Annotated in this window: 2 protein-coding genes; both read right to left on the bottom strand. The window is 36.9% G+C overall.

What is annotated here, in order from left to right:
• Positions 1–7: 7 nt before the first annotated feature.
• Positions 8–13288, bottom strand: a complete 13281-nt coding sequence (locus tag SB028_RS07375) for a hemagglutinin repeat-containing protein (RefSeq protein ID WP_318860041.1) — start codon at positions 13286–13288, stop codon at positions 8–10.
• A gap of 81 nt (positions 13289–13369) precedes the next feature.
• The gene (locus tag SB028_RS07370; protein WP_286138882.1) at positions 13370–15049 is read right to left on the bottom strand and encodes a ShlB/FhaC/HecB family hemolysin secretion/activation protein; all 1680 of its coding nucleotides are present in this window, start codon (positions 15047–15049) and stop codon (positions 13370–13372) included.
• Positions 15050–15281: the final 232 nt, after the last annotated feature.

The raw sequence follows: 15281 nt of genomic DNA, 5'->3' as shown, positions 1-15281 counted from the left end.
GCACTTATTATTTAAAAGCCCCAGCTTCAACCGTAGATAAACGTTTCGAGCCATCTGGTAGGATGGTCCATGTACCATAAATTCGAACATTTCCTTTTGAGCCATTAATAACAATAGATGTTTTTCTATTTGTAGCAGTTACATCATTAGCAGATTTTAATAATTCATTGATAATAATTGAATTATTTAAAGGTGTGTCTGGCATACCTGCATTATTTAACACCTTATTCATATCTCTTGATTTTTCAACATTATGTATTTTACTTTCTAGTATTCGTAATTTATCAAAATTATTAGGATCTTTAGCAAATAATTTTTGATTTTGCACTTGCAGATCTTTAAGTGCATTGTAATCCGCTTTTAATGCTGTCAAATCACCGGATGCTTTGCCTCTTAAGTATAATTCAATCTTATCTATAGGTATTATTGCATCACCTTTTACTATTGTTGCGTGAATTTTACCATGAGCATCGGGTAACCATTTAATACCGCTTTCCATTTGAGCAATTTTTTGAATGGTTTTTGCTGTTGTACTAGATACAACAACGCTGGTTCCTAAATTGCCTAACATTTTTCCTTGCAAAGATCCCACCATCTGTCCTGCAAGCTCCGGATCGTTAACTAACGCGTATTCATATAATTGATTCCATTCAGTAACGGATATTTTAATTGCATCATAAGTCTTATCATAGTTCCAGACTGCTGTTGTTAAGTCAGTAACAGCATCTATTGGGTTTAGAATAGTATTGATTGTACCCTCTATACTTTCTGATATCCCATCCTTCAAGCCATCTTTAGCGCCTTGCTCCCGACCTTTTCTATAGGCATCTTTTTTATTCTGGTCATCGCCATAGACTGAATCTAAATCAATGCCATCTACTTGTTTTTGTATGCTAGATTCAATGTCTTTCTGTTTTCTACCAGCCAAGTTAAAGACATTATTCTCAACCACAACCTTCCCGGCTTGGGCAGCATTGGCAACGCCTGTGCTATTATCGCTAATTAAACCGCCGGCAATCCCTGAAGCTAACGTTGCCCATGCACTTATATTCTGCTTTTCAGACTCAGTCAATTCTTCGGGGGTTTTGCCATAAAGTGAATGCGATAAAATGCCCACCGTTTCCCCTGTCATCGCACCTGTGGCTTGTGCTGCTACATTTTCACCTTTTGCTAGAGCAAGACCCGCATTGAGTAAACCGTGGGCAAGTGTGCGCTGAATATCACTTTCAACACTGTTACCTTGGATTTGGTTTTTTACTTCATTGGCAAGATAAGGTGCAGAGCCATTGGCAATCGCGGTGACAATATTGCCACCCATTATGCCTTGCGTAAATGCCGTAACGGCTTGAATAGCTCGGTTGTATTTACCGCCCGTACCAAAATCGGATTGGTTGGTATAGTCCTGTAATGCTTGCTGGAAAAGGTAATTTTGAACGTCACGCTCAGTAACATTCTCTTTAGTTTCAGAAAGGGCTTGGTAGAGATCGTCGTAAGCCGTATCAGAAAGATTATCGAGTTTTGAATCAGCTTTCGCTTGGTTCGTACCACGAAGAGTATCAACCGTGGTTGCCAAATCGATAACCTGCGCCCCAATTTCGCCTACTAATTGCTGTTTTTGTTGGCGATTTTGCTCTTTTTCTTTGTCGAAGATTTTAGTTAACGTGCTGTGAGCGTTGTCGGTATCTTGGCTTAATTGCGCAATATCTTGCTGTTGATTATCGCTATCACGCACTGTCCATGTCCCTTGTGATACCGCAGATCGGGTGGTGTTTTCAGCGCTGTCACTATGGTTGCCTGCCATGGCTAATGCATGTCCCATATTCGCCAGCATATTCCCTTCAACACCACCAGAAGTACTTACACCACCGGATTGATGCTCAACTTTATATTCTGCGTAATTATGGATATCACTAAAGCCTAATGTACCTGTATCTAGCTGATTATTTTTTGCATCAGATTTACTGCTGATCACCGCGCCATCAAGTTGGGTATGTTTACCCACGGTAAGATCAAATCCTTGATTGCCTGCAAATAAGCCCGTTTGTTCTTCCACTGAGCGGTATTTACTGTCCATTTTATCGCGACTAAACGAAATATTTGCCGAGCCTCCCGGTGTGCCGATCACATTGACACTCCCCCCCACACTTTCGCTCGATTGCTTCGACTGATAGTCATCAATGGATTGCTGGCTTTCAAGGTGTAAATCTCCACCCACTTTCGCAATAACTTTATCACCTTGAGCTTGTGCGCCTTTTAAGGTCGTATCTTGACCACTTTGTAAGGTGAGCGTTTGCCCTGCATTTAATGTGCTATTGGTGTAATAGGTGTGATCGCCCTCCTCAAATCCCTTACCTCGACTTCCATTCGCATTAATGTTAACGCCAACACCACCCGAGCCCACCGTGACACCAACACCAACAGAAGCGCTTTTACTGCTGTTTTTGCTGTCTGTTGTTTCTTGGTTTTGTGCTGATTGTAATGTGATATCTCGCGTGGCACTTAGGGTGAGATCACCCCCCGCCTGTAACTCACTGCCTGTAATGGTGATATCACCTTGCTCTTTTCCTGTTGCTGTAATAGAGAGGTTTTCACCCGCGCTTAAACTGCTGCCTTGAGCAATATTTCGTTGGTGTATGGTTTCTGATTCAGACGAGCTTTTACCATAAGAAACATTAGCGCCAATTAACGTTGTGCTTTCATTATCTGTACCTGATTGGGCATTATCTAACGCCACAGCTCCCACTGCTTGAGCCCCCGAAAGCCCCGCTTTGATACTTTGTAAGGTACTAATTTGGCTATCATCAGCTTCTTTGGCGGCTTTGTATCCCGCAATAGCGCCATTGATAGCACTTCCTGCCGTACCGCTTAAGGCAACCGTCACACCACTTTGTTTACTTTTGGTTCGACTTAATTCCGTATAGCTATTTTCAGCAGAGGAAATATCCACAGAATCCCCAGTAAGCGATATCTCCTTTTTGGCAATCATTTCACTGCCATCTATGGTGAGATTATTCCCTGAGCTAATGCGAATATTGCCATCCGTACTGCCGATTACACTGCCTTTATAAGTAATAGCATCACTGTTATTCAGTTGTTCAAAAGTTGATTTTCCGACGGTAAAACCAATACCGCCAGTACCACCAATGCCTGATTTTTTGATTTTTTCTTCATAAGATTGGAAAGCAAGCTCTTCTGCGGTCGTCAGCGATAATTGATTACCCGCATCAAGATTGATATCTTGTGTCGCAATAATCTCACCACCCTGTGCAATTAAATCATTGCCAGCAGAAAGAGAAATTTCATTTCCTTTTAGCTGTGTTCCCGTTGCTTGTTTATTATGAATTTCAGCATGTGTAGTGCGAGTTTCCGAAGAACCAAATGATTTGTCTTTCGTCACACTGTGTGCGATTTGGTCAATAGAGGAATAACCACTTTGTAACGAAATATCATTACCTGCAGTTAATCCTAGCGAGCCTGTGGTTTGAATATCTGTTGCCGTAAGATGAAGATCTTCGCCCGATGTTATTGAGATATCCCCCGCATAAAGATGAGATCCAATCTCCTCTTCATTGGTTTTATGCAGATAATTATTACTATCCCAATCAATATTCTCTTGGCGACGCGTATTAATAGTGCCTAATTCAATATTTTTACCTGCGGTTAACGCCAATTGGCTGTTATCACCACTGGCGAGAATATCTGTTGCTGTCAGCGTTAAATTATGCGTTGCTTTTAATGCAATCTCACCTTCTGGCTCTGTTAAATAAATAGCCGCCCCACGGTTTAACCATTGGTCGGTACTATTACCCGATACGGTTGCTGTACTAATAATGTTATTACCTGCTTGCAGATTAATGCGGTTTTGTCCTGCAATTTGTCCGCCTTCATTTTTAATATCTTGCAACGCAAATAAATCTACCGTTTGCCCTTTAATTAGTCCTTGGTTGATTAAATTATTAGTTGAAGCTTGTAAGCTCGTTTTACTTAAAATCGTGCCTTTGTTTTTTAACTCAGGAATGTTATTTAAAATAACTTCGCTACCTGAAAGTAATGCACCACTGTTTTGTAAATCCCCTGGTAGAACACGTGCATAAACTTGAGGCACTAATACCTTTTCAACGGAGCCATTAGCGAGTGTGATCTCCCTACTGGTTAATAACACCATATCCGTTGTGATCATTGCCATTTGTTCAGCCGTTAATGTCACACCGGGTTTAATGCCAAACTCTTCACTAAAACGAATACCCGCATCCATTAAAGCGTGATATTGCTGTTCGTTATCATTATGCCCATCTAGATATTGATTGCCGGTAAGCTGAATAATTTGATCACGGACTAGGCGTTGTTCATAGAAACCATCGCCAATACGCTTATGGGTATTATTGTGATCAACCGATAATGCATTCTGCATATAATCTGAGCTTAACCACTCTCTTTTATTGGTAAAGCGGGAGTCTGTTTCAACAATATATTGGCTATCAGTTCCTTTATTGACATTAAATAAACGGTTTTCAGGGAGCTTTAATATAGGCGCTACGGTCTGAATTTTAACTTCTATGGTTTTCTCTTCCATTGGTTTTTCTAATTGAGGAACCGTAATTATTTTACCAATAGGAAACTCAGGGTGTTTCTCTGATCGTTTTATTTCGGGTAATACACTATTAGGCTGCGTAATTACCGTTTTTTCAGCGTTAAATGTGGAAGCCGTATCACTACTTTCTAATACGATTTCTGTCGATTGATTACCATTAATCGTATCATCAAGTTTTGTGGTGGTTATTTTATCAAAGAGAGCAAGATCACTTTGGTCTGTTAATAATCCCTCTTTATATTTTGTTAGTGAGAGAGCATCACCCAAATCATAATCTGTTTTTTCAGGCGTAATCGCAGTTAACTCCGCTGTATCAACATCGACTTGATTATGATGAGTAATTAATCGACCTAATCTTCGAGTAGTGAAGACTTTTATTTCACTCTGTTCACTTAATTCTGGGCGTTTATCTGAGGTGAGATCAGTATTTTCTTTATATTCCAATAAACCTAATGGTAAATCAGTAACCACTTCAAACGGCCCATATTGAGAATATGAAGTCGAACTACTTTTTTTCTTACCGCCTCTACGCTTACCTGGGCGTTTATGTTTTATTGCTGTACCTTCATGGTATTCAATACGCTGACCTGCAGTTTCTTGATTATTAATATGCATACCATCAATGATCAGTTTACCGCCCGCAATAATATGGCTATCAATATTGTTTAAATTATCACCTTTTAAAGTGATATCTTTGCCCGCTAATATTAAAGCTGGATCACGATGTAATAATTTTGACTCTTCTGTAATTATCTTATATTTAAACTCATAGAAGTCTTTGTATTGACGACCATTAATATTTAATAAATGCTCACGCGTATTGATGTTGTACCAGATCCGCTCATCATCAGAATCAAATTTATCACCACTATGATCGACACCAAATTGATACATTGGTACTTCTGATACTTTTTCGGGATCGCTGATTTTTAAATAGAGGTCACGATTATTAATTTCTGAAACATGAGCAAATAAATTTCCACTTGCTTCAATTGATGCGCTTTCATTATTTAGTACATCAGCAGCAACACTTTCTGGCAGATTTTCTGTTTCAAAACCTGCAATAGCCATATCGCCACCACTGTAAATAAGGGCGTGATCACGGTTATTTATTGTATTACTAAATAGTTGTAGATTTTCACGAGAAGCTAATACCGGAGCAATATCTTCAAACGGTGCATGATTATCAAATTGCTGGCTTTTTATCTGGATATTATCACCATAAATACGCCCACCCGCTTGGTTATAAATAGTATGAGCAGCTAATGTGAGTGTGCCACCAAAAGCATCAATCAATCCTGTATTTTGCAGTTTTTCTGAAATAGTTAATGTCAGCTGCTTTGCACTTATTTCGCCGTTACGTTTTTCATTATCATCGATACTTCTTTTGCTGCGAGTCGTCACCAAATCATCACTTTCTACTGATGCTATTGACTCACTGTTATTTAAGTTCATCGCTTGAAGTGAAAGCCTCTCACCCGCATAAATAAATCCAGCGTTGTGGATCTTATCCTCTGAAGAGAGTGTTAAAGCATTCTGCGCTTTAATTGTGGCATCTTGTTCTAACTTAAAGGCGGTTTTTAATTGAATTTCACTGTCACCCGCCGAGATAATTTCACCATTACCACTCAGCTTTTCAGCCCATAAACGAAGCTGTTGTGTCGCAGCTAATAGTCCCTTTTTATTATCAATAGCTAATTTATTTTCGTTTTTGCCTTCAATGGCTAACATGGCAGCAGATATCAAGCCATGCTGATTATTCAGGTTTTCAGCAGGAATTAGTTTGAGTTGTTCGCTGGCTTGAATAACGCCTTGATGATTAAGCAAATCGTTTACTGCAATATGAATATTATTGGCTTTTAACCCTAGGTTTTCATCATCTGTTTGCTGATTATCAAGCTGTTGAGCCGTGACAGTGAGTTGTTCTTGAGATTGGATCTGCCCTATCTGGTTATTTAAGTCCTGACTGAGCGTGATATCCGTATTGTTACCCGCAAGAATAACACCTTGTTGGTTATCAATACTTTTACCGTCAATCAGTAAGTTATTAGCTGATAACAGTGTTCCTTGCTGATTATCTAACTCACTTTGGTTTAACTGAAGCGCCAGTTTGTCAGTTGCCTGAATATGTCCTTTTTGGTTATTAAGCCCAGCAATATTAAGTTGGGTTTCAGTCGCACCAATAACTTTACCATTTAAATTGATCAGATCATTTTGTCTGGTATTTAACTTAAGCTGGCTGTCTGATTGCAATAATCCATCCGTATTAACCAATTTTTTTGAATGGATATTTAACTCTTTTTTAGCGTATAGAGTGCCTTGATTATTCTGTAACTCACCGCTGTTAATAGTAACGGCATTAAGCGCCGTTATTTTCCCTTGTTGGTTATCAATATCACCACTGTTTAATGAAATTTTACCCGCAGAGACAAGCGCCCCTTCACGATTAATTAGGGGTGTATTGGCGTGGCTAATCGTTAATAGATCCCCAGCAGAGATTTTTCCTTGATAGTTGTTTAACCGTTCTGTTTGTAGGTCTGTTTTTTGACCCACCGTTATTAACCCTTGCTGATTATTTAATTTTTCAGGGCTAATAAGTTTCAGCATACCCGCGACAGAAATTAATCCATTTTGATTATCTAGCTGTTTAACCGTTGTATTCAGGTTATGTTGCGTAATAATGCCCGCTGTCGCTTTGTTATCCGTATTCGTTAACTTACCATCGGCATTAATGGTGAGCGCTTTAACAGCGTAAATTAGTCCTTTCGCATTATGTATATTATTGGCATTAATGGTTAATTGATGGCTATTACTGGCGATGCTGCCTTGTCTATTATCAAGATCGGCTGAGTTAATCGTTGCTTGCTGATTAGTGGTTATTTTTCCTGTTTGATTAACCAGCTGCCCACTGTAAATCGTCAGGTTAGCTAATGCGCTTATTAGTCCATTTTGGTTATTAATATTCTGTTTCTGTGTATTAATAACGACATTTTGATCTGCACTAATCACACCTTTTTTATTATCAAGTTCAGCCGATTTTAAATTTAATCCCCCCTGTTTGCTGCCTAATTGTGCTTGGTGATTAATCAGTTTTGCGCTAGAAATATTTAAGTCGTCATCAGAAATAACGCGCCCTTGAGTATTATTAAGCTCACCACTTTTTAGATCTAGTTTTCCTTGGCTAATAATACCACCCGATAACGTCTGATTATTATTTAATACATAACCTTGTGTATCTAAAGTGAAATTATCGGCTGAATAGAGTGTGCCTTGTTGATTATCTAACGTTTGAGTCGTTAATTTAAAGCCGTTTGCCTGACTAATAACTTCGCCACCACGGTTGTTCATACCTAAGCTATTAAGCAATAAAGATTTAGCAGAAAAGATATAGCCCGATTGATTATTTAAATTCCCTGTCACAAGGTTCAATATCCCATGACTAATAATCCCAGCTTGAGACAATGTATTGCTATTATCTAATTGATTATTTTTTGTTGTGATAGCTAATTGTGTTTTTGCTGTAATAAGACCATTTTGATTATTAATGGCACCACTTTCGATTAATACGCGTTCTTCTATGCTACCAATTTTACCTTTCTTATTATTAATATCGTCAACAAACAGTGACTGCTTAGCCGTTGACGTGATTTTACCTTCAAAATTATCAATATTACCGGCATTAATTTTTAATTCGCCTTTACTTATAATACCGCCATTTGTTGACGTACCACTATTATCAATACGCTGTTTGTCAGTGTTAATATTTAATGCGGTATTCGCCGTGATCAGCCCTGCATGATTTAACAATTCATGGCTGGCAATAATTAACTTGTCTGTTTGGCTTGCTAATACACCTTGCGTATTATCGAGTTGCTGTCTATTGGTATTAATATTTAATTCTGCTTTGGCTGTAATTAATCCTGATTGATTAAGTAACTGAGCGCTTTCTATTAGCAGGTTTCCAGCTTGGCTTGCTAGTGTACCGTGGTTATTATTAATTTCGCCTAATGTTAGCTTATTTTTTTGCTTCGCAATAATGCGACCATGCTGATTATTTAATGACTTGGCTGTTATTTCAATATCACTATGACCGATCACACCAATATCATCTAACGTATTGTTATTATTAAACTGATCAGATAGTGCTATTTGTAGTTTTTCTGATGAATAAATCAATCCTTCATCATTATCAAGTTTACTGCCTTCTAATACTAAATTTTGCTTAAGACTTGCCAGTTTGCCTTGTTGGTTATTTAACTGATTGAAGGTGATTTTGCTACCATTCTCAGCTGTTAAATTACCTTTATTATTATTAATATCACCCGCATTAAGAGTAAGATTAGCTTTGGTTAAAATCCCCCCCTTGTTTTGGCTATTACTATTATCAATAGCATTTCCGTAGGTGTTAATTACCATCTCTTTTAGAGAGTAAATTAACCCAGAAATATTGTTGATTGATGCAGAGTCAATAGAAATAGTGCCATTATCAGCGGAAATAATACCTTTATTATTAACGATTTGTTGTTGATGAGTATTGAGTATTGAATTGTATTTTGCAATTAACTGACCATCTTGATTGTTGAGTTCGCCACTATCAATAGTGATATTTTTTTGGCTAACAATTCCACCACTTTTCAAGGATTGCGAGTTATCAATAGCATATTTATTTGAATCTAATTGCAGATCACCTTGAGCAGAAATAACACCGCTACGGTTGTCAATTTGATGTGTATTTAAAGTCAATGATGACTTCTCACTTCCTAAACGACCTTGATAGTTAATTAAATCGCCATAAGATAAAATATTCGCACTGTTGCGTGCAATTATTTTACCGACCGTGTTATCTAATTTTGCTTGAGTTTCAATGGATAATGTATCGTGGCTAGTGATTTTTCCTTTAGTATTATTTAGCTCGCTTCCCATTATAAGCGTCATTAATTTATTAGAAATAAGCGATCCTTGCGTATTATCTAACGCTTTTTTTGCTTTTATTTCTAACGTCTCATGACCACTTATTTCTCCTTTGGTATTGTTTAATTCGCCATGCGTTAAAATATTAACTGAAGCATGACTAATTAACTTTCCTTTGGTGTTATCTAATTCACCGGTTGTAATGTTGAGTGCATTTTTACTCAATATCTGACTATGGGTTTTAGTACTTTGGTTACTTAAACGCTCACCTTGTGTATTAATGGTGATGTTATTGGCACTTATTGAGCCATCATCATTAACCAGTTGTTTAGTCTTAAATGATAAATCGCTATTTAGACTACCTAATATGCCTTGTTGATTGATTACGTTGCCACTTTGAATAGTTAACTGATCAGCAGAAACAATACGGCCTTGTGTGCTATCAATATCCCCACTATTGATAGTCAATGTCCCTTTTGTTTCGATCCCCTTATTACCATCAATTGTTTGACGATTAATCAGGTTATCACGCAAAGTTAATTGTAATTGTTGAGGAGAAAACAGATGCCCTTGGCTATTATTTAGCGATATTCCTTTTAATGTTAAATTGGCTAATTCGCTAAGGATTTGACCTGATTGGTTAGTCACGATATTCGTTTGTAAATCAACTTGCTGCTTAGCTAGAAGTTGTCCTTGTTGATTATTAAGATCACCACTGTGAATATTTAATCCACCTTGACTAACTATTCCGCCACTTTTTTGTGTGTCACTGTTCGTTATTTTGTGCTGGTGGCTATCAATAATGAGATCTTTGCCAGTCATAATCAGTCCAGCATGATTATTTATCGCACCTGTTTTTAACGCTGCACTATCTGATAAGATTAATCGCCCAAATTGGTTGATAAAATCGGCTTTGGCTGTATTTAATTGTAATTGACTCGCGCTGATATCACCTTGGCTATTATCTAATGATCCCGTATTCAGTAGTAAGTTTTGTATTGCCTGAATGCCTTGATCTTTTTGTGTATCACGATTAATTATCGGCTGGTTATTTGAGTTAATAGTGATATTAACTGCCTGTATTAACCCTGATGTATTATTCCATCCTTGCGTATTCGCCGTAAAATCGCCTTGTGTAACGATTTTACCCTGTTGGCTATTAACCGTTTTACTTTGCAGATCAAGACTGTTTTTAGCATTGATAATCCCTTGGCTATTGTTAATGTCACCAACGTCTAAATGCAATTCTCCTCGACTAACAATACCGCCAGATTGATGCGTATTTTGATTATTTAACTCACCACCTTGAGTTGCCAACCACGCGGATTTTTCTGATTGAATAACCCCTTGGCTGTTATCAACATTATTTGCTGTTAATCCTAGTCTATCTTGCGAAACTATTGCACCTTGTTGGTTATCTGCATTTCCCGTTAAAGTGATATTTAATCCATTAGCGCCAATTTCGCCTTTAGCGTTATTTAATGTACCCGCTTTTATTTCGCTATTACTTTTACTGACGATTTTCCCTGTCGTATTATCAAGCTTATTGTTCAGGGTGAGATCACTAGTTTTATCGGCATGGATATTGCCTTGCTGGTTAGTTAATATATTGGCATTAAGTTTAAGAGTGTCCGCAGATATCAATGTACCTTTATTGTTAGTAATGGCTTCTTTGGCGGTTATATCTAGGCGGCTTTGGTTTAAAGTTCTTACCTCACCTTGTGTATTATCTATCTCTTGGACATTGAGTGTTAATGCACCTTGCGTCTGAATATTACCGCGTTGGTTACTAAGTGTTTTTTCTACGTTAATGGATGTTAGTTCAGTACCCGTTTGCTTTAAATTAGCGTCATTATGATTAAGATTAACAGCACTAATCTCTATTTTTTTCGCTTGGGTTGTGGCTTTTTCTAAATCTAAATATTGCCCTTGTAGAGAAAACTGCCCTGTTGTTAAGAGGGAGCCTTCTTTACCTAATAGCGTTTCGGTTTTTAGGGTAATAGCACCTTGTTGAGGCAGTGATATTGTACCTTGTTGATTATTCAGTTCCGTTGTTTTAATGATCAATTGGCGACCAAGACTTTGAATATCACCACGTTGATTATTCAAATTTTTATGATGTAAAGAGAGATTTCCGACGGTGTTAATCTCTCCTTTTTGGTTATTGAGTGTAATGGAATTGAGTTTTAAATCATGGCTACCTAGTTGGCTTAATTTACCTTCATTATTATCAATCAAGTTAGGCGCAATAAGTTGAAGTTTATCACCACTGATCTCACCTTTACGATTAATAATCGCTGTTTTCGCATTAAGCATTACTGTATTGGCATTAACTTGAGCAAGCTCTGTTTTAATTTGCCCTACGGATGTCGTAATTTGTAGATCTTTACTTTGTGTTTTGCTGTTTGAAATATCAACATTTTTAGCCGTTAAATTAATTTTATCGCCACTTAAATGCTGACCTGCAGAAATAATGTCATCCGCTATATTCAAAGTTAGCGAGGCAGGATGAACTGCATTACCGCTATTATCAACACCAGCACCTAATTGGCTCTTTTGTGCAGCCAAATAACCTTTAGCATCAATTTGAATATTTTCTTGGGCTAATATTTTTCCTGATGCGGCTTGAGAAACGTTTTCTGTTGCTTTTAGCTGGATATTATTTTTAGCTTGCAGCATGCCACTATTAACAAGATCACCCGTGGTATTTAGCGCTAGATCCTTATCTCCCGTGATCACCCCTTGGTTATTGACACTTGCCGTGTCAACTTGTAGTTGTGTTTGAGATTGAATTAGCCCCGTATTTATTAGCTGACCATTCTCATTGAGTGTTAATCCCCCCGCTTCAGCCCCAATTTCACCGGCATTGCGTACACCAACACCATGTTCTGTACCCACCAATTTAATTTTGTTGGCATACATACCACCAACCAGTGCCACGTCAATGGCATAATCATTTTGTTTAGCTGCCGAATTATCTTGGCTGATCACATTGCCATCATTATCTAAGGTATTTTTACCTGTTGTAATTTCTAATTTATTAGCTTGAATACGTGAATTAACGTCTACGGCACGCGCTAAGATACGAGTGTAATCACTTTGGCTATCATTTAAACCACTGCCAGAAATCACTATTTTTCCGTTATTAATTTCATAACCAGAAATTGCACCTTCTTGTGTTAATGCATTACCAGCAACTAACGTGGTATTTACCGCATTAATAAAGCCACATCCTTGACAACTAATACCCGCAGGGTTAGCGATAATAATTTCCGCTCGTTTTCCAGCAACTTCAATAAATCCATTGAGTTGGCTAGGATTTTGGCTATTAATTTCATTTAAAATAACATTCGCTTCGCCTTTAACCAGCCATGGATTTCCTGTTACCATGCCCGCTAATTGAGTTTGTGTATCTTGTAGACTGTTATTAAGGATCGCCCCTTTATTATCAATATCAAATTGCGTAAATTGGTTACGTGATACACCATGTTGATTAGGTTGCTGGATATTAACTTGAGCCAACCCATTGCTGGTTTGTAATACCGTTGCTTGTTGGTTGTTTGGCGCGTGCTGATCTGCGATGATTTGGCTGGCTTGCACAGAAAAACTCACCATGCCTTGCATCAATAATAAAAGAAATGCCACACGATTTAGCGAACTTTTAATGGGTGATGAGAAAAGAGTATTGCGCTTATTATTTTCACCACAAGATTTCGTTAATTCAGAAACAACAACCATTAATTGTCGAGTACGATTATAAATAACGCGATAACATAATTTATTCATAAGTAGGATCCTTGCCAAAAAGACAATATAAATTTTATTTAGTTATTATTTTTTATTTAATATTTGAGTTAATTCTTTATTTTAATAATTAAAATTAATGCTAAACCCCAAATTAACATGATCTGTTTTAAAGCCATCTGGTTTAGATAATGGTGTGCCAATAAACGAATCATATTTTATTGTGGATGAAAATAACGAACCTTTTATACCCACGACACCACCAGCAAGATGTTTACCTAATAATCGAGGATTATCTGTATTTGTTTTTAATTCGCCATAATCTGCACCAAGATAAATAAATTGTTCTGATGCAGGATATCGCCAACTTAACGTATTTTGTACAAACCAACCTTCATTAGCACTCAGTGTTCTTTCACCATCAAATCCACGAATAGTCCAACGATTACCTATTGCAAACTGATCAATGGGTGTTAATGCATCGTGTGTCATTTGTTTACGATAATGTAGTTGATATTTAAATTGCTGCTGAGCAATAGAGATAGGAATATCTAATTCAGCACGCCATGTTAGAATATCCGCTTTATCTGTTGCATAGTAATTATCACGATATTGTTCTTCATAGGCTGCAACTGAACCAAACCAACGTGTTCCTTTTTGGTAATTAATGCTGCCTTCCAAAGTTCCAAAACTAAAATATTGGCGATGTGAAAGATTCATTAGCCAATGGCTAACACGTCGGCGTTGGATTTCAATTTCAGTATTATCAACATAATTTCGTAAAACTTTAGCTTGAATACCATAACGTAATGTCGTTTTACTGCTTTGATTACGAAAAAGGATATATGACACACCTGCATTAATACTGTCACTTTCTCCTGAATAAAGAATATCTTTGATATGACCTGCAACTGTTTGGGAATAATCATATTTAGAGGCGTTAATATCAAATAGCCAATAACCAAAAGGGACTGAATAATGCGCCATCATATTTTGATTATTTTTATTACCCGCAAAGTCTAAATCACGTTCTGTTGATAAATAGAACAAATCACTCAGTGCGAAAGGATTATCTAGTGCTAACATTAAACCACCTTGATAACGCCCTGTTGCGGGTGATCCAGCATCATTTATCCATAATGATGTATGCCAGAAACGAGATTGTTTTCGTTTTATCACAATATCGCTTTCTCCTGCATTTTTCCCTGGCTTAATTTCCATTTCAGCGCTCACAACCGGTAATCGCTGCAGGTTTTCTAGCCCTTGTTCAATATCTCGTAAATCAAGTAATTGTTTTTTATGCGCAGGCATACTGGTATACAACAAAGCGTATTTATCAGAGTCATCAGTAAATTTAACATTACGAATAATACCTGGGACTATTGTTAAATATAATGTTCCACGACTAATATCTTGTTCAGGTACAACAATACGCGTAGTGATCCATCCATGCGTTAATAGCCGATTTTGCATACGAGTCACAACGGTATTTATTCCTTTTATACCTAAACATTTCCCTATAAATTCTGTTTTAAAACGAGATAAATTAACCCAATGAGGAATAACCTCTGCATTGGTTATTTCAATATGTTCGATTTTAAAACAGTGTTTTTCTTCCGTTCCACTCTCTTTTTCTTCATATTGGCTAATATCAAAATAGATATTAGGTGTTTCAGGTGTTAATTGCTGGTAAAGCGCTTCTTGTTGGCTTTGATTATGCTGTTGTTGTTGGTTAAATATTTCTGTCGCTTTTTCAGAAGCATTTACTAAAGATATGGGAATATTAAAGAGTGTAAAAAACACCCATAACTTTAAAAAAAGTATGATTTTTTTCATATTATATAATAAATAAAGTCTGTGATTTTAATTGTATTTATTTAGGATATATCTAATCTTTAATATTATTAATATTAAAATATGTAAAGTAAATATCAAAAGTTGAATAACAAATAAAATACCATTAATTTAATAATATAAAGATTAAAAAAATTAACCTATGTTAAAAAAACAGCCTTATATAATAATAAAAATCACT

This window comes from Proteus vulgaris (assembly GCF_033708015.1).
In the GTDB taxonomy this organism is placed as follows: Bacteria; Pseudomonadota; Gammaproteobacteria; order Enterobacterales; family Enterobacteriaceae; genus Proteus.
This window is presented reverse-complemented; position numbering and strand designations above follow the sequence as displayed.

Bases quoted from the DNA above. Each gene is read 5' to 3' on its own strand.
- SB028_RS07375 (WP_318860041.1), bottom strand. From the start codon at position 13,288: ATGAATAAATTATGTTATCGCGTTATTTATAATCGTACTCGACAATTA.